17 protein-coding genes, 1 pseudogene and 2 other annotated features are annotated in these 23,444 nt (G+C 29.0%); of the genes and pseudogenes, 12 read left to right on the top strand and 6 right to left on the bottom strand.

Annotation, left to right across the window (positions count from 1 at the left end; all coding sequences use genetic code 11):
- Positions 1 to 84 precede the first annotated feature (84 nt).
- Complete coding sequence (gpmI, locus tag BUA90_RS05585) at positions 85 to 1,647, bottom strand: 2,3-bisphosphoglycerate-independent phosphoglycerate mutase (RefSeq protein WP_072966492.1); 1,563 nt, start codon at positions 1,645 to 1,647, stop codon at positions 85 to 87.
- Between the two features lie 174 nt (positions 1,648 to 1,821).
- On the opposite strand from gpmI, the gene BUA90_RS05580 reads away from it, so the two are divergent.
- A complete protein-coding gene (locus tag BUA90_RS05580) occupies positions 1,822 to 2,781 on the top strand; it encodes a 3'-5' exoribonuclease YhaM family protein (RefSeq protein ID WP_072966491.1) in 960 nt (319 codons plus the stop codon).
- A gap of 11 nt (positions 2,782 to 2,792) precedes the next feature.
- Here BUA90_RS05580 and BUA90_RS05575 read toward each other — a convergent pair whose 3' ends face one another.
- The gene (locus BUA90_RS05575; RefSeq protein WP_072966490.1) at positions 2,793 to 3,026 is read right to left on the bottom strand and encodes an alpha/beta-type small acid-soluble spore protein; all 234 of its coding nucleotides are present in this window, start codon (positions 3,024 to 3,026) and stop codon (positions 2,793 to 2,795) included.
- 176 nt (positions 3,027 to 3,202) lie between these two features.
- Between BUA90_RS05575 and BUA90_RS05570 the strand changes: the two genes are divergently transcribed.
- The 4 genes from BUA90_RS05570 to ileS all read left to right on the top strand — a co-directional run bounded on the left by BUA90_RS05570 (position 3,203) and on the right by ileS (position 9,799).
- A complete protein-coding gene (locus BUA90_RS05570) occupies positions 3,203 to 3,988 on the top strand; it encodes a threonine/serine exporter family protein (protein ID WP_072966489.1) in 786 nt (261 codons plus the stop codon).
- Positions 3,975 to 4,424: a threonine/serine exporter family protein gene (locus tag BUA90_RS05565; RefSeq protein ID WP_072966488.1), complete on the top strand. Its 450-nt coding sequence runs from the start codon at positions 3,975 to 3,977 to the stop codon at positions 4,422 to 4,424. The genes BUA90_RS05570 and BUA90_RS05565 overlap by 14 nt, the downstream gene beginning before the upstream one ends.
- A gap of 79 nt (positions 4,425 to 4,503) precedes the next feature.
- Positions 4,504 to 4,753 (top strand) — a binding site (T-box leader).
- Positions 4,754 to 4,932: 179 nt separating this feature from the next.
- Positions 4,933 to 6,324: an asparagine--tRNA ligase gene (asnS, locus tag BUA90_RS05560; RefSeq protein WP_072966487.1), complete on the top strand. Its 1,392-nt coding sequence runs from the start codon at positions 4,933 to 4,935 to the stop codon at positions 6,322 to 6,324.
- A gap of 57 nt (positions 6,325 to 6,381) precedes the next feature.
- Positions 6,382 to 6,599, top strand: a binding site (T-box leader).
- An 89-nt stretch (positions 6,600 to 6,688) separates the two neighbouring features.
- Entirely contained in the window at positions 6,689 to 9,799 is a 3,111-nt protein-coding gene (gene ileS, locus BUA90_RS05555; protein WP_072966486.1) for an isoleucine--tRNA ligase, read from the top strand.
- A gap of 129 nt (positions 9,800 to 9,928) precedes the next feature.
- Here the strand turns inward: ileS and BUA90_RS05550 are convergent, their stop codons facing one another.
- The 3 genes from BUA90_RS05550 to BUA90_RS05540 all read right to left on the bottom strand — a co-directional run bounded on the left by BUA90_RS05550 (position 9,929) and on the right by BUA90_RS05540 (position 14,147).
- Positions 9,929 to 10,966 carry a dipeptidase gene (locus tag BUA90_RS05550; protein WP_072966485.1) on the bottom strand — a complete coding sequence of 346 codons (1,038 nt, stop codon included), beginning with the start codon at positions 10,964 to 10,966 and terminating at the stop codon, positions 9,929 to 9,931.
- Positions 10,967 to 11,005: 39 nt separating this feature from the next.
- Positions 11,006 to 12,052, bottom strand: a complete 1,047-nt coding sequence (locus tag BUA90_RS05545) for a DmpA family aminopeptidase (RefSeq protein WP_072966484.1) — start codon at positions 12,050 to 12,052, stop codon at positions 11,006 to 11,008.
- Between the two features lie 376 nt (positions 12,053 to 12,428).
- On the bottom strand, positions 12,429 to 14,147 hold the full coding sequence (locus BUA90_RS05540; protein ID WP_072966482.1) for a methyl-accepting chemotaxis protein: 1,719 nt from the start codon (positions 14,145 to 14,147) through the stop codon (positions 12,429 to 12,431).
- A gap of 484 nt (positions 14,148 to 14,631) precedes the next feature.
- Between BUA90_RS05540 and BUA90_RS05535 the strand changes: the two genes are divergently transcribed.
- The 7 genes from BUA90_RS05535 (at position 14,632) to BUA90_RS05505 (ending at position 23,046) form a co-directional block, all read left to right on the top strand.
- The gene (locus BUA90_RS05535) at positions 14,632 to 15,903 is read left to right on the top strand and encodes an efflux RND transporter periplasmic adaptor subunit (protein WP_072966480.1); all 1,272 of its coding nucleotides are present in this window, start codon (positions 14,632 to 14,634) and stop codon (positions 15,901 to 15,903) included.
- Between the two features lie 2 nt (positions 15,904 to 15,905).
- A complete protein-coding gene (locus tag BUA90_RS05530) occupies positions 15,906 to 19,007 on the top strand; it encodes an efflux RND transporter permease subunit (RefSeq protein WP_072966478.1) in 3,102 nt (1,033 codons plus the stop codon).
- Between the two features lie 120 nt (positions 19,008 to 19,127).
- Positions 19,128 to 19,805, top strand: coding sequence for a Crp/Fnr family transcriptional regulator (locus BUA90_RS05525; protein ID WP_072966476.1), 678 nt, complete (start codon positions 19,128 to 19,130; stop codon positions 19,803 to 19,805).
- Between the two features lie 361 nt (positions 19,806 to 20,166).
- The gene (locus BUA90_RS05520) at positions 20,167 to 21,018 is read left to right on the top strand and encodes a transporter substrate-binding domain-containing protein (protein WP_072966475.1); all 852 of its coding nucleotides are present in this window, start codon (positions 20,167 to 20,169) and stop codon (positions 21,016 to 21,018) included.
- Positions 21,019 to 21,087: 69 nt separating this feature from the next.
- Entirely contained in the window at positions 21,088 to 21,738 is a 651-nt protein-coding gene (locus BUA90_RS05515) for an amino acid ABC transporter permease (protein ID WP_072966473.1), read from the top strand.
- On the top strand, positions 21,722 to 22,444 hold the full coding sequence (locus tag BUA90_RS05510) for an amino acid ABC transporter ATP-binding protein (protein ID WP_072966471.1): 723 nt from the start codon (positions 21,722 to 21,724) through the stop codon (positions 22,442 to 22,444). Before BUA90_RS05515 ends, BUA90_RS05510 begins: the two co-directional genes overlap by 17 nt.
- A gap of 188 nt (positions 22,445 to 22,632) precedes the next feature.
- The gene (locus BUA90_RS05505) at positions 22,633 to 23,046 is read left to right on the top strand and encodes a bacteriohemerythrin (RefSeq protein WP_072966469.1); all 414 of its coding nucleotides are present in this window, start codon (positions 22,633 to 22,635) and stop codon (positions 23,044 to 23,046) included.
- 187 nt (positions 23,047 to 23,233) lie between these two features.
- On the opposite strand, the pseudogene BUA90_RS05500 reads toward BUA90_RS05505, so the two are convergent.
- Positions 23,234 to 23,444: pseudogene (locus BUA90_RS05500) on the bottom strand (hypothetical protein); the annotation flags it as partial.

Below are 23,444 nucleotides of genomic sequence, written 5' to 3'. Positions count from 1 at the left end.
ACTCCTATAAAGCATTTTTTGTTTACTTACTTTATAGAGTACATTTTTAATTAAATCTACATTCAAAAATTTTTGTTTTTTAAATTATGCAGTAACTTCTTCAGTAGCATATGCAGGTTCAAGTAGTAGTGATTTACCTGTCATTTCTTCAGGTTTAGGAATTCCCATTAAATGAAGTAATGTTGGTGCTATATCACATAATTTACCTTCAGCAAGTGAAAAATTTTCAGCTGCATTTATAAGTATGATAGGTACAGGATTTGTAGAATGAGCAGTAATGACATTACCTTCTTCATCAAGCATTTCATCAGAATTTCCATGGTCAGCAGTAATAAGTATCTGTCCATCTTTTTCTAATACAGTATCAACAACTTTTCCTACACATTCATCTACAACTTCTATAGCCTTTATAGCAGCTTCTAGATTTCCAGTATGACCAACCATATCAGGATTTGCATAGTTTACAATGATTACATCATATATATCCTTATTAATTTCTTCGATGAGTCTTTCAGTTACTTCATAAGCACTCATTTCAGGTTTCATATCATAAGTCGCAACCTTTGGTGAAGGGATTAATATTCTTGTTTCGTTTTTATTAGGTTCTTCAACTCCTCCATTAAAGAAGAAAGTAACATGAGCATATTTTTCAGTTTCAGCGATTCTAAGTTGTTTTAACCCTTTATTAGCAATATATTCACCAAAAGTATTTTTTAATTTTTGTGGTGGATAGGCTATGAAGACATTTGGCATTGAAGCATCATATTGAGTCATACATACATAATGTATAGGGAAAAATCCTTTGCTTCTATCAAAACCATCAAATTCAGGGTCTACAAAAGCTCTTGTAATTTGTCTAGCTCTGTCTGGTCTAAAGTTAAACATGATTACTGAATCGTTAGGTAATACAGTTGCAATGGGGCAGTTATTTTCCATAATAACTGTTGGCTTTACAAATTCATCTACTACGTTTTGAGCATAAGAATTTTTTACAGCTTCTATGGCTGAATTAGCCTTTTCACCTTGACCTAATACCAGTGCATCATAAGCAAGTTTAGTTCTTTCCCATCTTTTATCGCGGTCCATTGCATAGTAACGTCCTGAAACAGTTGCAATCTTTCCTATACCGATTTCTTTCATTTTTGCTTCTAATTCTTCAATATATTTTACAGCACTTGAAGGCGGAACATCACGACCGTCTAAAAATCCGTGTACATATACTTTTTCAATTCCATTGTCCTTTGCAAGTTGTAATAATGCATAAAGGTGTGTATTGTGACTGTGAACACCTCCATCAGATAAAAGCCCCCAAAGGTGAAGAGTTGAATCGTGTTTTTTTACATTTTCCAATGCTTCAAGTAAGACTTCATTTTTAAAGAAATCTCCATCTTTTATAGATTTGCTTATACGAGTAAAATCTTGATAAACGATTCTTCCAGCACCTATATTCAAATGACCTACTTCAGAGTTTCCCATTTGTCCTTCTGGAAGTCCAACGTTCATACCGCTAGCATGAATTATATTATTAGGATATTTTTCAAAATATCTATCAAGATTTGGTGTGTTAGCTTGTTTAATTGCATTGCCATAACTTTTTTCGTTTAAGCCAAATCCGTCTAAAATCATAAGTACCGTAGGCTTTTTCATGTATATCCTCCTTTTTGATAATTTGATGAATATATAAGAATTATATATTAAATTATTATCAAACTGAAGATGATAACGTTTTCAAATTTAAAAAATAATATTATTTACTACTTTATATGTATTTACAAGATGTTATAATATAAAATGATTATAAATTAAATGGAGAGATATATTATGGAAATAAAAAAAATAATAGAATTTCAAAATGGAGATTATATAGAAGGATTTTTCTTAATAAAATCTGTAGAAGTTAAAACTTCTAGTAATAATAAAAATTACATGGATTTTACATTGATTGACAATACAGGGGAGATTAATGCAAAATTATGGGAATGTACGAAAGAAGATGAAGAAAAGTATTTACAATACCAACTGATAAAAGTTAGGGGAAATGTAATAGAGTGGCAAGGTCGATTACAGCTTAAAATAGTAAAAATTAGACATGCAACGAAAGAAGATAATCTAAATATTGAAGATTATGTTTTATGTGCACCTCAAAATCCGCAGTATATGTTTGATGAAGTAGTTAAATATATTGAAAAAATAGAAAATCAAGATATAAAGAAGATAGTTGAAAGTATTATTTATGAAAGTAAAGATAAACTTTTATTTTATCCTGCTGCAAAGATAAATCATCATGCAGTTAGAAGTGGACTCTTATACCATATACTTACAATGCTTAAATCAGCTGAAAGATTGAGTGAAGTGTATACTCATCTTAATACTGACTTGTTGTTTGCAGGAGTAATACTTCATGATATAGCAAAGGTTGATGAAATGGAAGCTAATAAACTTGGAATAGTATCGGATTATTCAAGTGAAGGACAACTTTTAGGACATATAATACAGGGAATAAAAAAGATAGATAGAGTAGCAACTAAAATAGGAGCTGATGAAGAAATATCTATGCTTTTACAACATATGGTTCTTTCTCATCACTATGAGCCAGAATTTGGAAGTCCTAAAAGACCAATGATACCAGAGGCAGAATTACTTCATTACTTAGATATAATAGATGCAAGAATGTTTGATATGCAAAAAGCTATAGAAGGAATTAATTCTGGAGATTTTTCAGATAAAATTTGGATACTTCATAACAGAAAAGTTTATAATTCAAATTTAAAAAAAGGGTAGAAAAATTTTTTCTACCCTTTTACACTATTTTGTGAATTTTTGTTTACAAGCTCTTTTTCAGCCATTTCTATAAGTCTTCGTGTCATTTGACCTCCAACATGTCCAGCAAATAAGACATTTGAACCTGAATTAAAAGTTTTTCGATTTTTTTCCATATCATCTATAATACCTAATTCATGAGCTATTTCATATTTCATTTCATTAAGTGCTTTTGCTGCATTAGGTTCTATAGGTCCTTTAGGCATATTATCACCTCTTTTTTTATAAAAGGTTGATATAGATATATTTTTTGTATATTTTATTTGTAAATACATAGTAAAAAAAGGATGGAATAATTTAAAAATTAATTCTTGTCAGCATCATTAGTATGTGATTTAATATAATAATCGAAAATAATTATATTTAGAATGGGGTTGTTTAAATGAGCGAAAAAGATAAAAAAATGATTTTAAGGATAGCTTTATATGCTGGTGAAATATTGCTTAAAAATGGTGCAGAAACTTATAGAACGGAAGATACAATTAAAATAATATGTAAATCTAGAAATTTAAAGTATGTAAGCTCTTTTGTGACACCTACTGGAATATTTATATCTGAGAATAGATTTGATGGGATAACTTTTATAAAAAGAATAAAAAATAGAACGATAAATCTTAGTAAAATATCTAAAGTAAATAATTTTGCAAGAGAATTTGTAAATAGTGATATGAGTTTAGATGAAGCTTTAGAAATTTTAAAAGAAATAGATCAAGATAAAAAATATCCCATTTATATAAGAAGATTTTTTACAGGAATAGCTTCTGCTTTTTTTGCACTGTTATTTGGAGCAGAATTTGTTGATTTTGTTTTAGCTTTTTTAGTATCAATTATTGGAATAATTGTAAATGAAAAAATTGAAAAATTAAGTGAGACATCTTTTTTGGCTAATGCAACTAGTGGTGCTTTAATATCTTTACTTGCAATTTTATCAAAAATTATTGGACTTGGAGAAAATATAGATATGATAATTGTTGGAGCTATAATGCCTCTTGTACCGGGAGTAGCACTTACAAATGGTTTAAGGGATTTTATATCTGGAGAGCTTATTGCAGGAGTATCTAGAGTTGGAGAAGCAATAATAATCGCAATATCAATAGCTGTAGGAGTAGGTACTGTTCTTAAACTTTGGATTTATATGAATGGAGGGGTGTTTAATGCTTTACTTTAAAGATTTTATTTTTGCTTTTATTTCAACTGTCGGATTTTCAGTATTTTTTAATGTTCCTAAAAAATCTATTTTTTATGCAGGAATAACTGGAGCTGTGGGATGGACTGTTTATTTGCTTATTAAAAATATAACTCAATCTATGACCTTTGCAAATTTTATTGGTGCTATTAGTATAGGGGTTTTAGGTGAAATATTTGCAAGATTAGATAAAAAACCAGTAACAACTTTTGTTATTCCGGGTATAGTTCCACTTGTACCGGGCTATGGAATATATCTTTCAATGGAGAAACTTATAAATCAAGATTTTTATAAAGCTGTAGAAATAGGAACAGAAGCAATATTTATAGGAGGAGCTATTTCTGTTGGAATTATTCTAGTCTCTTCAGTGGCTAAAGTATTAAAGAAACGTAAATTAAGAGTAGGAGTGAATAAATAAATTTTTTTTGGAAAAAATGATATAAACCCTTTGATAATTTTAGATAAAGATGATATAATACCTATAAAAAATATACTGCAAAATGACGACGATGAGAAGAGTAGATATAGGAGGTAGTATAAGCGAGTCGGTGGTGGTGGGAGGCCGATACGAAACCTATATTGAAGAACATCTCTGAGTCGCTAACCGAAATCCATTTATTGGAGAGTAGGCTTAGACGGAGCCAAACCGTTATCTATTGGACAGTATTAATTTTAGTACTGGTTAAAGTTGGTCATTTCATATGACAATGAGGGTGGCACCGCGGAATGTAACCTTTCGTCCCTTTTTGGGATGAAAGGTTTTTATATTTATAAATCAGATTAAGGTTAAATAGCTTAGAAATGTGATTTTACGATATTGATAAAATTTAGTTTTAATTTGGTTTATTAGGTGTTAGTAAGGCTTAAATTTAATTAAAGTATATTATATTTAATGTTTACAAAAAAATAAGGAGGAGGTATATATTATGAAATCAGTTTTAGTAAAAGATATTTATAGAGAAACTGAAAAGTATATAGACAAAGATATAGTAGTATCTGGATGGATTAGAACAGTAAGGGCATCAAAATCTTTTGGCTTTATAGAGCTTAATGACGGAACTTTTTTTAAAAACATACAAATAGTATTTGAAGATAACTTAGATAATTTTAAAGAGGTATCAAAATTTGGAATTAGTTCGGCAATTATTGTAGAAGGAAAACTTGTTGCTACTCCAGAAGCAAAGCAACCATTTGAAGTTAAGGCTTCAAAGATAATTTTAGAAGCTAGTTGTGAAAAAGATTATCCTTTGCAAAAGAAAAGACATTCTTTTGAGTTTTTGAGAGAAATAGCTCATTTAAGACCAAGAAGTAATACTTTTTCAGCAGTATTTAGAGTTCGTTCACTAGCGGCGTATGCAATTCATAAATTTTTCCAAGATAGAGGTTTTGTTTACGTTCATACTCCCATAATAACAGGAAGTGACTGTGAAGGTGCAGGGGAAATGTTCAGAGTAACGACAGTGGATTTGAATAACATACCAAGAGATAAAGAAGGAAAGATAGATTTTTCAAAAGATTTTTTTGGAAAGGAAACTAATTTAACTGTAAGTGGACAATTAGAAGCTGAAATATATGCTCTTGCCTTTAGAAATGTATATACTTTTGGACCTACATTTAGAGCTGAAAATTCTAATACTGCAAGACATGCTTCAGAATTCTGGATGATTGAGCCAGAAATAGCTTTTGCAGATTTAAATGATGATATGGAACTTGCAGAAGATATGGTTAAATATATTATTAAATACGTTATGGAAAATGCTCCTGAAGAAATAGAATTTTTTAATAAATTTATAGATAAAGGTTTAGTAGATAGATTAAATAATGTTGTAAATTCTGAATTTGGAAGAGTTTCTTATACTGAAGCTATAGATATATTAAAAAATGCAGATAAGAAATTTGAGTATCCTGTAGAGTGGGGATGTGACCTCCAAACAGAGCACGAAAGATATTTAACTGAAGAAGTATTTAAAAAGCCTGTGTTTGTTACTGACTATCCAAAGGATATAAAGGCATTTTACATGAGAATTAATGATGATGGAAAAACAGTTGCAGCTATGGATTTACTTGTACCGGGAGTAGGAGAATTAATTGGAGGAAGTCAAAGGGAAGAGAGATTAGATGTACTTGAAAAGAGAATGGAAGAGATGGGATTAAATAAAGAAGATTATTGGTGGTATTTAGAACTTAGAAAATATGGTGGAGTTAAGCATGCTGGTTATGGTTTAGGATTTGAAAGAATGATAATGTATTTGACAGGCATGGCAAATATCAGAGATGTAATACCATTCCCTAGAACACCAAGAAATGCAGAATTTTAAAAAAAATTTTTGACAAATGGGTATATTTTGATATATTATTATTAAAAATAAATATTGTTAATGGCAGTGAAGAGGAGAGTAGTAAAGGATAGTCGCTTACAGAGAGATAATCAGTTGGTGAGAGATTATCAGCGTACGCCTTTATGAAAATCACCTCAGAGCTAGATACCTGAAATAATAGTAGGGTATCTCGCAGATATGCGTTAAATTCTAATGAGTGATAGGAAATTTATCCTATAATTTGGGTGGTACCGCGGAAAAAATCCGTCCCTAAGTCTTTGTGGCTTAGGGATTTTTATTTTACAACTTATAATTTCTAGTTTGTAATTTAAAACTAATAATGTAGAAAGGAAGGGCAGAGCGAATGAAAAAATTTGAAGAATTATCAAATCTTTCTGTCAGTGAAAATGAAAAGAAAATATCTGAATTTTGGGATGAAATTGATATTTTAAAGAAAAGTGTAGAAATTCGTGAAGACAGTCCATCATTTGTATTTTATGAAGGACCGCCAACTGCAAATGGTAGACCGGGTATACATCATGTTATATCAAGAACTCTTAAAGATTCCGTTTGTAGATATAAAACTATGAAGGGGTATAAGGTAAAGAGAAAAGCTGGTTGGGATACTCACGGACTTCCTGTTGAAATCGAAGTGGAAAAAGAATTAAACTTAAAAAATAAGCAGGACATTGAAAACTACGGAATAGATAAGTTCAATCAAAAATGTAGAGAGTCAGTATTTAAATATGAAAGTTTATGGAGAGAAATGACTAAGAGAATGGCTTATGCCATTGACCTTGAGAATGCTTATATTACATTAGATAATGATTATATTGAAACTATTTGGTGGATTCTCGATAAATTCTATAAAGAAGGATTAATATATGAAGGACATAAGATACTTCCATATTGTACTAGATGTGGTACGGGACTTGCGAGCCACGAAGTTGCACAAGGTTATCAAGAAATAAAGAGTAATACAGTAGTTGTTAAATTTAAAGTAAAAGGTAAAGATGAATACTTTTTAGTATGGACTACTACTCCTTGGACTTTAGCTTCTAACGTTGCATTGACAGTAAATCCAGATGAAATATATATAAAGGTAAAATCTGAGAAAACTGGAGAGATATATTATGTTTCAAAAACTTTAGCACCTGATGTAATAGAAGGTGAGTATGAAGTACTAGAAGAATTTAAAGGTAAAGACTTAGAATATATGGAATATGAGCAATTAATGCCATTTGTAAAACCTGATAAAAAAGCCTTTTTTGTAACTTGTGCAGATTATGTAACTACTGAAGATGGTACAGGTATAGTTCATACTGCACCTGCTTTTGGTGAAGATGACTACAATACTGGTAAAAGATATAACTTACCTGTACTTCAACCAGTGAATGAAGATGGTAAATATACTGCTACTCCTTGGGAAGGTATGTTTGTATTAGATGCAGATATAGAAATTATCAAATGGCTTCATGCAGAGGGTAAGCTTTATAAAAAGCAAAAAATGGCTCATAATTATCCTCACTGCTGGAGATGTAAGACACCGCTTTTATATTATGCTAAGCCAAGCTGGTATATTGAAATGACAAAGCTTAAAGATAAACTTATTGAAAATAATAATACAGTAGAGTGGTATCCAAGTTATGTAGGAGAAAAGCGTTTTGGAAACTGGCTTGAGAATTTGAATGACTGGGCTATTTCTAGAAGCAGATATTGGGGTACTCCACTTAATTTATGGAGATGTGAATGTGGTCATGTAGAAAGTATAGGTTCTAGGAAGGAATTAGTTGAAAAGGCAATTGAAGATATAGATGAATCTATAGAGCTTCATAGACCATATGTAGATGAAATTCACATCAAATGTGAAAAATGTGGTGGAGTAATGACAAGGGTAACTGATGTTATCGACTGTTGGTTTGACAGCGGTTCAATGCCATTTGCACAGCATCATTATCCATTTGAAAATAAAGAAAACTTCTTTGATGAATTATTCCCGGCAGACTTTATTTGTGAAGGTATAGACCAGACTAGAGGTTGGTTCTATTCACTACTTGCAGTATCAACATTTGTAACAGGAAAATCACCATATAAGAGAGTTTTAGTTAATGACCTTATATTAGACAAAGAAGGAAGAAAGATGTCTAAGTCTAGAGGTAATACAGTAGACCCATTTGAATTATTTGATAAATATGGTGCAGACGTACTTAGATGGTATCTTCTTTATGTATCTCCTGCATGGACGCCAACTAAATTTGATGAAGAAGGATTAAAGGAAGTTCAAAGTAAATTTTTCAGTACGATTAAAAATGTATATAATTTCTTTACTTTATATGCAAATACAGATGAGTTAGACCCAAGAGAATTTTTTGTAGAATACAAAGATAGACCAGAACTTGACAGATGGATTTTATCTAAGTATAACAGTCTTCTTAAGGCTGTAATGCAAGATTTAGAAGTATTTGATTTAACTAAAGCTGTTAGAAAGATTCAAGAATTTGTAAATGAGGATTTATCAAACTGGTATATTAGACGTTCTCGTAGACGTTTCTGGGCTACAGAGCTTACAGAAGATAAAAAGTCGGTTTATAATACGACATTTGAAATATTAGTAGGAGTATGTCAAATGGTTGCTCCATTTGCACCGTATTTATCAGAAGAAATTTATAAAAAATTAACTGGAGAGTTATCTGTACATTTAAGCGATTATCCAGTGGCAAATGAGGAGCTTATAGATTTAAAACTTGAGGAAAAAATGGATTTAGTAAGAGATTTAGTAGGACTTGGTAGAGCAGCAAGAGAATCAGTAAAGATAAAAGTTCGTCAGCCAATCGCAAAAGTTATGATAGACGGTAAATATGAACAAATAATTTCAGATTTAGTTCCTCTTATTAAAGAAGAATTAAATGTTAAAGAAGTAGTATTTGCTAAAGACTTAAAGGAATTTATGAATTTTAGTTTAAAACCAAACTTTAGAGAAGCTGGACCTAAGCTTGGAGCAAAGATTAAGTTGTTTGGCAAAGCACTAGCTGAATTAGATGGTTCAAAAGTGGCACCTAAAATTGAAGCTGGTGAAAGTGTTACAGTAAATCTTGATGGAGAAGATATTGAAGTGACTAAAGACCTTGTGCAAATTACTATTTCAGCTAAAGAAGGCTTTACAGTTGAAATGGCAAACAATCTATTTGTTATTCTTGATACAACTCTTACACCAGAGCTTATAAATGAAGGATATGCTAGAGAATTTATATCAAAAGTACAGCAAATGAGAAAAAATAATGGATATGAGATGATGGATAATATCAAAATATTCTTTGATGGAGATGACGAAATAGCTAATGCAGTAGAAATTCATAAAAAATACATTATGGAAGAAACTTTAGCAGTAAGTATTGAAAGAGTATCTGATAATAGCTTTGAAAAACAAGATTTAAATGGTCATGAAACTGGAATAAAATTAGAAAAAGTTGAATAAGAAAGAAAGACCAGACGTTGTTAATAAGTCTGGTCTTTTTTCAATCATAAAAGTAAGTTAAAAAGTTATTTATTACTATTTAGTAAAATATTTCTTATCAGATTATAGTATTTTAAATACATTTAAGTTTTAAAATATATTTTTATAAATTCTCAAAAAGTTTCGACCTAAAATAAGTTCAATCTCATCGTCATTGTATCCATGTTTTATTAATGCTTCTGTAAATTCTCTAATATTCTTATGTCCTTTTATTATATCAAAAGTTTTGCGTTTTGGTTTTTCAGCTTTTTCAGGTTGTTTAGCTCTTATGAAATCACAAAAGTCAAATCCTAATCCAACGTGTTCTATACCGGCAATTTTTACTATATTGTCCACATGATTGACTAAATGGTCTGCATCACATTCTTCATCATTATCTGATACAAATGCATTACACACATTCATTCCAATAACTCCGCCTTTAGCTGTAAGTGCTTTTATTTGTTCATCATCAAGATTTCTCATACTATTTGCTAATGTTCTTGAATTTGAATGAGAAGCTATTATTGGATTTTTAGCTATATTTATAACATCCCAAAAACCTTCATCATTTAAATGACTTACATCTATTAACATGCCTAATTTTTCTGCTTCTTTTATAAGTTCCACTCCAAAACTAGTAAGTCCACCTTTTTTTCCTTCTTCTTTTTTTGAGAAATAACAACCATCAGCGGCGTAATTTCTTCTACTCCAAACTAGACCGATTATTCTTACGCCAAGCTCATAAAAAATTCTAAGTAGTTTTAAATCATTGCCTATTGGTTCAACTCCTTCAAAAGATAATAAAATTCCTAACTTATTTTCTTTCACAGATTTCATTATGTCATCATAACTTTTACATAATACTATTTTATCTTTTGATTCTTCAATTTCTTCATATAAAGCACTTATTTGGTCTAAAGCTCTTCTTAAGGCCATTTCTGGTAAAAAAATATCTTCTATGAATATTGAAGAGACAATTATGTTTATCCCACCTTCAATAAAATTAGGTAAATGCTCTCTTTCAATAACTTTTTTAAATCCAAGTTCTCTTTTTTCTAATACATCCATCAATAAATCAAAATGTCCATCAATAATCACAAAATTTTTATGAATCTTATCAATTCTTTCTCTTATTTCTTCATACATACTACTTTCCTCCTAGTTTATTGGAATATCTATATAATCTTAAATTATCTTTTCAATATAATTTTTCAACGAATACCTTATATTTCCATCTCTGCCTTCTGTTGTTTCTGCACATATAAGAGAATTTAATATTGCTTCTTCAACTGCCTCGACTGCACCTCTAAAAGCAATATCTATCATATTATCATTTAATATTTTAATACTTATTTCACCATCTTGCTCGTAATGATTAATCTTATTTTTAGTAGTAAATGCAATTATAATATCTCCGCTCCCATTTCCTAGGTAAGAACCTGTCCTAATAATTCCTGCTCCTCCCCTTTTACACAACCTCTTTAATTGTCTTTCAGACATTGGAGCATCAGTTGCAAGTATGACTATTATTGAGCCTTTTTCTTTTTGACTTTCAGTCCTTTTATCTATTTTTTTAATTAATTCCCCTGCTTTTCTTCCATCAAGCAGGAAATCTTCCTTAACACCAAAATTTGATAAAACAAGCGCACCTATTATATACTCTTTATCTTTTATATAGAACCTTCTTGAAGCTGAACCTATGCCACCCTTAAGTGAAAAGCAGCTCATACCTGTTCCAGCACCGACAGCTCCCTCTTCAAAATTTTCACATGCATTATTAATAGCCTCGAAAATATGTTCTTTTTTAATATGCATTCCTCTTATATCATTTAAAAAACCATCATTACATTCACATACTACAGGATTTATAGTTCCTGTTGTATATCCTATATCTTTGTTATTTTTAAGCATATATTCAATTAATGCTTCAGCAGCTATTCCTATGCTTAATGTATTTGTTAATATTATCGGTGTTTCGATAGTACCAAGTTCATTTATTTGAATAGTACCTATCGTTTTACCAAATCCATTTAAAACATAACTTGCTGCTATAACTTTTTCTTTGAATAAATTACCATCATGAGGTAGAATTGCTGTAACTCCAGTTTTAATATTTCCATGATTTAAGGTTACATGTCCAACTTTGATTCCCTTCACATCAGTTATTTTGTTTTTTTCACCTGTTTTAAGTCTTCCAATTCTTATACCGTAGTCTCTTATTCTTTTAACCATGGTTATCCCTCCTAAATATGTTTAGCCTTGCAGCTATTTAGTTTTGTAGCTACCTATTTACATATAAATAAATTTTGTATATGTTGTATAAAAATAGATACTTTAAAACTTTCTATTTTCTATGATTATTTCTAAATATCATTTAGATAGATTAACTGTACTTTTTTGTTTCTATATTTATACAATAAATCCTTTTTTTTATAAAAATTAGACGTTTCATTTGCTTTAAATTATGTTTCATATGAGTTTTATTATGTAAATAATGAAAAAGATGAAATTGTAGGATTTTATATAAAGAAAACCACCCGTTATGCGGGTGGTACTGATTATATTTGCAGTTTTAAAATTTTTTTAAATAGATTTAGGATAAAATCGTTTAAATTTTAAATTTTGAAGTTAATTTTCTTAAGTTTTCTATGTAAATTGAATTGTTTTCTGCTAAATTTTTTACATGATTAATTTTTTCAGCAATATTTGCTGTCATATATGCAATGTTATCTACTCCTTCAGCACCCTCGTTAGAAGCTTTAGAAATTTCATTAATAGTTTCGGCTATATTAGTAATAGAAGCACTTAATTCTTCTGAAGTAGCACTAAAATCCATCATAATGCTATTAAATGTTTCTGCATCTTTATTATATTGATCTGCAATTTTAATTAATTTTGTATAATCTTCTAGAACATCTTTGTCTATAAATTCTAGTATTTGCTGTGCACTATCAGCTAAATTTGATACGGAAGAATTAACAATTTCAACTGTTTTTTGAATGTCAGTAACTGTTTTAGAAGATTGTTCAGCTAATTTTCTAATTTCATCTGCCACAACGGCAAAACCCCTTCCAGCTTCTCCTGCTCTTGCTGCTTCAATAGCTGCATTTAAAGCAAGTAAATTAGTTTGAGCAGTAATTTCTAATATAGAATTTGAAAGTATATTAATTTGCTCAACTGATTTTGATTTATCAATTGCAGATTCTAGTTTTTCTTTTACTTCTTTATATATGTTATTAACTTTTTTACTTGAATTGACGGCATCTTGTTTTAAATTATTTGCTCGTTTACTTATATCGCCTGATGTCAATGCACCTTCTGTTGCTCTTGCAGCTATTGAGTCAATAGCATGTTTTATTTCTTCAATAGTATAATTTACTTCATGAGTTGAGGCAGCTGTTTCTTCCATTACTGCTGCAAGCCCTTCTGTAATTTCTGAAGCTTTTTTTGCACTTACATTTAAATCATTTGTATAATTTTCTGTTTTTTCAGCACTGTCATTTATGACATCTGACGTTTGTTGTATATTTTCTATAATAGTTTTTAAACTAATTATTACGTTATTAAATTCTTTACTTATAGAACCAAGTTCATCTTTTTGTTCAATATCAATTAATTCTGTAAAATCGTATTTTGAAAATTTGTTTGTGTGTATAAGTATTTTTTTAAGGGTTTTATTTAGTGGAATAATTATAATTCCTACAAATACAATTGAAAGAATAAATATGATTGAAGATATAATTATTATTTTATTAATAATTCCTGACTGTATTTCTTTTAAATCATCAATATAAATTCCTGTACCTATAACCCATTGCCAAGGTTTAAATCCTTTAACATATGACATTTTAGGTTGAGGTTCTTCTTTTCCTGGTTTAGACCACTTATAAATTATAAATCCTGAGCCATTTTTCTTAACAATTTCTACCATGTCTTTTATAAATTTCTTGCCATCGGGGTCTTCAAGATTACTTAAATTTTTTCCTATTAGTTCAGGTTTTGTAGGATGCATTAACATGATGGAATTATAATCATTTATCCAAAAATAGTCTTTTTCATTATATCTCAGTTCTTTTATACTATTTATAGCCAGTTCTTTTGCTTCTTTTTCAGTTATTTTTCCTTGTTTATATTCTTGATAATATTTTTCTACAATGCTGTAAGGTAATTCGACTAAATTTTCTAATTTTTTTGCTGTTTGTTCTTTTATTGATTTGGTAACTACAGGTATAATATAAATTCCTATTAAACCAGAATATACAAATATTAAAAAAGCTGCTAAAATTATTATTTTGTTTTTAAGTTTGAAATTTTGTAAAATATTCATAATTTCATCTCCCTTCATTGGAAATCCAAATTATTGTAGAAACTTTGTCCCTTTTTAATGGACATATGCATAATGTTTTAACATTATCCTTTCTACTTTTAATTTTTTAAATTAATACCCATATGATTTTTTATAAAACAAATATGGACAGTTTTTATCATTTTTTATACTTAAGGGAGTTTTATAATTTTCGCTATGATTTATAAAATCTATCTTAAGCTATAAATCGAAATATTCTGTTTTATTTTGTATAGTTTACAAAATTTTATAGTTATACAGCCTGTCAAAAGACATACAGCACCAGTAGATAAGCAACAACTTAAATTTGGTAATAATTATTACGGAATTTATTATTAAAAAAAGCTATAATTTAGATAAATTTAGAAGATGGATAATTTATTAATATATTGGGTATTTATTTGTTTAGATATAGATAAATGTATTTTTAAAGAATGAAATTATTAAGTTTATTGGAGGGTTAAAAATGAAGAGGAAGAAAACTATTGTCATATTTGTGCTAGCAATAAGTATTGTTATGATGCTTTTTTCTATTATTGCTGGAAAGAATATAAATAAAACCGATTCAGAAGATGTTTATGATAAAAGTTTGGGAATAGCTACGGAGTTAATTACGGCCCAAAGGGGTAAGTTGATTGAAGAAATAAAGTATATTGGAACAATTGATTCTGAAAAATCTATAATTTTATCTCCAATAATCAGTTCAGATGTTAGTTTACTAAATGTTAAAGAAGGGGATAGAGTAGAAAAAGGTGATTTGATAGCAAAGTTGGATGATAGTAGTCTTATTCAAAAATTAGAAACGAATTTAAAAAAACTAGAAACGGCAAAAGAAAATTTTAATTATTTAAATAAAGAAGTTAGCCAATATTTTGAATTTGATCCTATTATAAAAGAAATTGAAAAAATGAAATTAGACTTTAAATATTTAAGTGAAGATGAAGAAGAATATCGAATTTTGCTTGAAAACGGTGCTATATCTAAAAATGACTACGATAAAATTAAACATGAAAAAGATAGACTGGAGATACAAATAAAGGAATTAGAAGCAAGTTCTAGGGATAAATTCAATAAATTAGAACATGAAAGAGATATAAGTCAAATGCAATTAAAAGAGTTGCAGGCTATGATAAATGAAATTAAAAAAGAGATTGAGGAAACAGAAATAATAGCTCCTAGGGCGGGTATTATTAGAAAACTTTATTATGAAGAAGGTGATTTAGCTATTGCTGGAAAACCATTTGCAGTTATAGATGAAAATAGTTTTGTAGCGAAGGTAAATATTACTGAGACTGATTTAAAAAAAATTAGTAATGAGACGAAAGTTATATTGCAATTGGCAGATGATAGGAAAGTTGAAGCAAGAATTAGTAAATTTCCAACTATTATTAATCCGAGTACAAGAATCTGTGAAGTTGAAATTAAAATTCCTGAAATTGAGGAAAACCAGAATATTATAATAGGTTCAAGTATTGAAGTAGATTTTATTATAAATGAAGTAGAAGGGAATATTATTCTACCAAAGGAAGCAATCAAGAAATTGGGTAATAAAAATATAGTATATGTTTTTGAAGATGGTAAAGTAAGAGAACAAGCTATTGAAATAGGTATTGAAGTTGATGATAAAGTCCAAGTTCTTTCAGGAATTGATGTCAATGAAAAAATTGCCTATAAAAATTTAACGAAGTTATATAATGGTGCAAAAGTATATATTTTCAAAGGGAGAGGAGATAACTAAATATGAACTTGGGTGAATTTTCTTTAAAAAATAAATATCTTATTTTCTCCTTAACAATAGCAATAGTATTATTTGGGATTTATTCAAGAATCACAATTAAAACACAACTATCACCCGATACAGCTTCGCCTATGGCGACAGTAATTACACAGTATCCGGGGGCATCAGCACAGGATGTTGTAAAAGACATCATAGAGCCTATGGAAGACGAGTTTGGAAAATTGGAAGGTATATCAAAAATTAAATCTACAGCTCAAGATAATAGGGCAATTATACAGTTAGAATTTGAATATGGAGTAAATATTGATGAAGCGACAATAGATATTCAAAACAGTATTAATCGAATAAAAGGGTTGTTACCTAGTAGTATGAAAGAACCAAAGATTTTAAAGATTAGTTCTGCAGATAAACCTATTATGACCTTAAGTTTAAGTAGTGATTCTTTGAATTTGGAGATGATACGAGAAATAGCTGAAAATAAGCTCAGTTATGTTTTACAATCTACAGAGGGTGTAGCTTCTGTTGATATATTTGGAGGTTATAAATCAGAGATTCAAATAAAATTAGATAAAAATAAGATAAATGCCTATGGTCTTACAATAGAGAAAGTGGCTTCTTTACTATCATTAAATAATATACAGTCTCCTGGCGGTAAAATTATAGATAAAAATAAGGAGATTATAATAAGAATTGATGAAAGATTTAAATCGATTGATGATATAAAAAGGTTTAGAATTAATTTAAAGGATGGAAATTTTATTTATCTTGACGAAATAGCAGATATTAAATTGTCCATAGAGGAATTAAAAAGTACATATCGATTAAATGGTGAAGAAGCTATCGCATTAATGATCATAAAAAAAAGTAATGCAAATACAGTAGAAACTATAAATAATTTAAAAATAGAGATTGAAAAATTAAAGTTAAAGTATCCGCATATTAAATTTAAAATAGCCCAAGATGATTCAATTTTTACAAACCAAATGGTTGATAACATGATTTCGAGTGTTCTTATAGCTATAATATTAACCATACTTATTATTATTTTGTTTATTTCAAAATTAAGTGAGTCTTTTGTTGTTTCAATCTCTATGCCCTTGGTTTTTTTAAGTACATTGGGATTAATGAAAGTATTTGGAATGAAACTTGACTTAGTAACACTTTCGGCTTTAATCTTAAGTATAGGTATAGTTGTTGATGATTCTATCGTTGTTGTTGAAAATGTCATTAGACATTATGATGAATTTAATAAAGACATTGTTAGAGCAACTATTGACGCTACAGGTGAAATAACACTAGCAACTATGGCAGGCACATCGACTACATTGATTGTATTAATTCCACTGTTGTTTATTGAAGGATTTGTAGGTCAGATGTTTGGACCATTGTCGACAACTTTAATTTTTGCATTGCTGACATCAGTAGCAATATCACTTACGATTGTTCCTTTGTTTATAGCTATATTTAACAAATTTAAATTTGTCAAATTAGAAAGAAAGATTAAAATTGTCACTGATAAATTTGGAAGATTAATGGATAAACTTCTTGATTTTTATGTCAAATTATTGAGAAAAGCTATAAATTATAAAATAAAAACATATATCATTATTATAATTTTAATGATTGTCAGTGTAGGAGCTTTATTTAATAAAGGGATTGAAATGTTACCAAAGTTTGATAGTGGAGTTACGTATATTTCAATTGAAATGGTTCCAGGTACAACACTTGAAGAAACCCAAATGGCTGTGGCATATATTGAGGATATACTTAGTGAAGAAAAAAATGTTATCAATTTTGATACACAAATTGGATATGAAGAAGATAGTAGCATACTGAGTGATTTCGGGGTAATGGGAACTAACCAAGCATTAATTACTGTAAATTTGAACACAAGAAAGGAACGTAAAGAATCTATTTGGGAATTTCAAGAGAGAATTAGAAAAAAGATAGCTGTAATTCCCAATATACAAAGATTTGTTGTCAAGGAACAGGGTGCAACGGCAAGTAGTAGTTCACAGGCACCGATAGATGTAAGAATCAGTGGACCAGATCAAGAAATCTTATATCATTTTGCAAGTGAATTTGAATGTAAACTAAAAAATGTTGAAGGAATTACAAATATTTACAAGAGTTTTAATATGGATAATCTTCAGTTGAACATAGAAATGAATAAGGAAAGAATCCAAGAATTGGGACTTAGTAGTGTAGAAGTATCAAAGCAGATTATGAATGCTATAGATGGTATGAAAGCCACATCCATGGATATTGGAGAGTTGAATGATGTTGATATTAGAGTAGAGTATATGGACCAATATAATCAATCAATAGAAGATCTAATGGATATGCATATTAATACACCAATGGGGGTTAAGGTGCCGATTAGAGATATTGCAGCGATAAATATTAGTAAAAGAGCTAATGTCGTTACAAAAGAAGATTTAGAGTATACTATAGATATTTTAGCTTATACCCATGATAGAGCTTTTAGTAAAATTGTAAAAGACATCAATAAATTGATAGCGAATTTTCCATTGCCAGAAGAATATGAAATTGAGCTTACAGGAGATCAAGAATCTTTATCAGAATCAATGAGAGATATGATTTTTTTATTGGCATTATCAATTATTTTTGTGTATCTATTACTTGTACCGCAGTTTAAATCTTTTATTCATCCAATAACTATTATGGCGGCAATTCCATTGGTATTTATTGGAGTAGCTCCTGCTTTGATATTAACCGGCAAATATATTTCGATGCCAGTACTATTAGGATTTATTTTACTTGCAGGGACAGTAATTAATAACTCAATTCTGCTTATTGATAAAATAATTGTAAATAGAAATAATTCTATACCAATTGAAGAAGCTGTTGTATTAGCTGTAAAATCTAGATACAGGGCAATTATGATGACAGCACTTTCTGATGTTGCAGGTATGCTTCCATTGGCATTACAGCTTGCATTGGGCTCTGAAAGATTTTCACCACTCGCAATTACTGTTATTGGAGGAATAATATCAGCAACTTTTATGACTATGGTTATCATTCCATTAATCTATATCAGTTTTGAAAGTATTAAAGTGAAAATCCGTTGTAAGTTTGAATGATTTGATTTTAATTATGTATAGATTTAAAAAGATAAATTTGATAGATAGGCATTGTTATATTATCCGAAGTAATAATTTATTATAGGTTGATATAACACATTAGAATATATGGAGGGAGCTATGAATAGTTTGGTTCAAAAATTAAAAAAAAGCAAATTATTTACATCTTTTAATGATGAAAAACTATCCATTTTATTAGATTCTATTAGTTATGAAATAAAAATATATAATAAAAATCAAATTATTGCTTTTGAAGGGGAACCTATTTCTAAAATAGGCATTATTTTAAAAGGTTGTGTTGATGTTCAAAAATCTTATCCTTCTGGAAAATTAGTAAGTGTGAAGAGGTTATATGAAGGTGATACTTTTGGAGATGTAATTGTATTTTCCAAAAAAGAAGAGTATCCCTCTACATTGTTATCAATGGACGGAACGGAAATTATTTTTATATCGAAAGAAGTAATCATAGAACTTTGTTATGAAAACAAAGAATTTCTTATTAAGTTTATTGAAGAAATTTCGAATCAAGTGGTTTATTTAAGTGATAAGCTAAAAAATATATCTTATTATACAATACGAAGAAAAATAGCAAATTATCTTATTGAAGAATATAAAAAACAGGGGACTTTGAAATTACAAATAGATATTTCGAGAAAAGAAATGGCAGAAAAATTTTGTGTAACAAGACCAGCTCTTTCAAATGAATTAATGCAAATGCGAAAAAATGGCTGGATTAGTTATGATCGAAAAAGCATAACTATTAAAGATATATTTATTATTGAATCTTTGTTAACTTAAGGATGATATCAAAAAGATAACATCGGGATGTTTTATTTGTCATATTCATAAGTTGAATTATGGAATTAGGTATAAAAAAAAACGAAATGTCCTCGTGATACGGATACATGGAGAAATTTGAATAAATATAAAAAAGATTAGACTTTATTGCAAAAGTTTAATCTTTTTTATTTTAAATGTAATATAGGTTAAATTGATTGAAAAATCAAGATATTACGAATTTTTGTTAATAAAATGCTAATTTATAATAAAAAAATAAAGTAAAAAAACAAAAAAAGTGTTGCATAAATATTAAAATAAGTGTATAATATTTTGCATAAATATAAAGAGATAAGAATAATCATAAGAAAGGGGAATGATGATGTTGAAAAAGATAGGAAAAAAATTCATTACAGTATTACTTATTGGTGTGATGCTTTTTAGTTTTACTGCTTGTCAAAAAGGAGTAAGTAGTGAAAATAATTCTGATAAAGAAGTTAAAAAAGTTTCTAAACTTGAAACTATAAAGAAAGCAGGAAAACTTGTAGTTGGTACTAGTGCTGACTATCCTCCATATGAGTTTCATTATGTAAATAATGGAAAAGATGAAATTGTAGGATTTGATATAGCTATTGCAAATGAAATAGCAAAAGATTTAGGGGTAGAGTTAGAAATAGAAGATATAGGATTTGATGGTCTATTAGCTGCATTAAAAGGCGATAAGGTGGATATTGTTATTGCAGGTATGACACCTACAGAAGAGAGAAAAAAGAGTGTAGATTTTTCAAAAGTATATTATAAAGCAGTTCAAAGTGTATTAGTTGGTTCTAAAGATGTAGATAAATTTAAAACAATTGATGACTTAACAGGTAAAGTTATTGGAGTACAAAAAGGAACTATACAGGAAGAATTAGCAAAGACACAAATAAAAGATGCAAAGATAGAGTCACTTACATCTATAGCTGATTTAATTTTACAGTTAAAGAATGGCAAAGTAGATGCTGTGATTGCTGAAGCTCCTGTTGCTAAGGCATATGCTAAAAATATTGACGGTATAGAGGTTTCAAGTATACAATTAGAAACTGATGATAACGGTTCAGCTGTAGCTGTTAATAAAGGTAATGAAGATTTGGTAGAAGCTATAAATAAAACGTTAGATAAACTTATGAGTGAAAATAAAATAGAAGAATTTGTTTTGGAAGCTATTAAGTTATCAGAAGAAAATCAACAATAAAAATAGCGGAGGATTTATTCTTCCGCTACTAATTTGCAGTTTGGAATTAATATTTTAGAGGTGAAGTAGATGAAACTTAGTATTTTGATGAAGTATCATATGTTTTACTTAATTGGTGTAAAAAATACAATACTGCTTGCAGTATTTTCAGTAACTTTTGGACTTATAATAGGTATTATTTTATCTCTTATGAAAATATCAAATAATAAATTTTTAAATGCTATATCAACAGCATATATAGAATTTTTTAGGGGGACACCACTTTTAGTTCAAGTATATATTATCTTTTATGGGTTGCCTATTGATTTACCTAAATTTACAGCAGGTATTTTAGCACTGTCATTAAATAGCGGTGCTTATGTATCAGAAATTTTTAGAAGTGGTATACAAGCCATAGATAAAGGACAGATGGAAGCTGCAAGGTCATTAGGTATGAGTTATAAGATGGCCATGAGATATATAATTATTCCTCAGGCTATAAAGAATGTACTGCCAGCACTTGGTAATGAATTTATAGTGGTAATAAAAGAATCTGCAATAGTTTCTGTAATAGGTATTCATGAACTTATGTATAATGCTCAAACTGTAAGGGGCAACACATATAGTCCTTTCCTACCACTGTTTTTTGCTGCGCTGATATATCTATTTATGACATCTATTTTGTCAAAGTTAATGAGCAGATTGGAAAGGAGGTTGCGTGCAGGTGATAAAGGTATTTAATTTGGATAAAAAATTTGGGGATTTACATGTTTTAAAGGGAATAAATGAACATATAAAAAAAGGTGAAGTAGTAGTTATAATAGGACCTAGCGGTTCAGGAAAGAGTACTTTTTTAAGATGTCTTAATCTTTTAGAAGAACCTACTGGTGGAGAAATATTATTTGAAGGAGTTTCAATTACGGATAATAATAAAGATATTAATAAATTGAGACAAAAAATGGGAATGGTTTTTCAAGATTTTAATCTTTTTCCACATATGACGGTACTAGAAAATATAACTTTAGCACCTATAAAAGTAAAAAAAATGCAGAAAGAAGAAGCGGAAAAAATTGCATTTGATTTGCTTGAGAGAGTTGGTTTAAAGGATAAAGCTTTTAGTTATCCTAAACAATTGTCAGGAGGTCAAAAACAGAGAATTGCTATAGCTAGAGCTTTAGCAATGTCTCCAGATGTTATGCTGTTTGATGAACCAACATCAGCTCTTGACCCTGAAATGGTTGGAGAAGTTTTAGAAGTAATGAAAGATTTAGTTGCTGAGGGAATGACTATGGTAGTAGTTACTCATGAAATGGGATTTGCTAGAGAAGTTGCTACAAGGGTTTTATTTATGGATAAAGGACAAGTTATTGAACAAGGATGTCCTAAAAAAATATTTAACAATCCAGAACATTCTAGGACAAAAGAATTTTTAGCAAAGATATTATAGTTATTTGTGAATGAGAATGAATGGGCATTAATCTTTTTAAATGATTAATGCCTTGTTTTTATTGTGTGTAAAACCAATATATGTTAAAATTGTGGATAGGACATTTAATTTTGAAATAGTGATTTATTATTTCAAAGTGGTTTATATTTATGATGACTTAAATGTAAAAGTATATAGGAGGGTAAGGTATGTTTAAATGGAAGGATGCCTTTAGTGTAAATGTAGCTGAAATTGATAAACAACATAAAAAATTAATTGAAATTGGTTCAAAATTAGCTCATATTCTTTCTTTAAAGGATGATATTGACCATTATGATGAAATAATGGAAATACTTGAAAATTTAAAAGAATATACAGTATATCATTTCAATTATGAAGAAGAACTTATGAAAAAATATGGTTTTGAAGGATTAAAAGCACATGAAAGAGAACATCAGGCTTTTGTGGATAAAATAATTGAATTAACAACTAAAGATATAGATGATAATCAAAAGAAAGTAACAATGGACATGCTCATATTTATAGCTGATTGGATAGAAAATCATATTTTAAAGACAGACCATAAATATAAAGACTTTTTTAATGAAAAAGGAATTTTTTAATAAATTTTAGCTGTTATAATTTAATTGATAATTTTTTTATTTATTGGTTATTTTAAATTAAAAAGTTAGCCCTGCGTATGGAGCCTACTGAAAAACCATCGTATTTTCAGAAACAATGTTCTAACAATTAAAAAACCACATTCAAATTAGGATAATTTTCCCAAAAATCGAATGTGGTTTTCTCTTTTTATTGAAAGCTAGGAGTATTTTCTCCATATTTTTTCTTTAACAATGTCAATATTCGTTTGATATTCACATTGAATATTGATATTGCTCCTTGTATTCGCATACCAAATAAGCCCGACGATATGGCAATATCATAGCCGTGCTGATTTTTGAGTTCGCTGTTCTTTGCTTCAATCATGTATCGTTGTCGGTAACGTTGTTTAAAATATTTG

Origin of the sequence: Caminicella sporogenes DSM 14501 (genome assembly GCF_900142285.1) — a bacterium.
GTDB lineage: Bacteria > Bacillota > Clostridia > Peptostreptococcales > Caminicellaceae > Caminicella > Caminicella sporogenes.
This window is presented reverse-complemented; position numbering and strand designations above follow the sequence as displayed.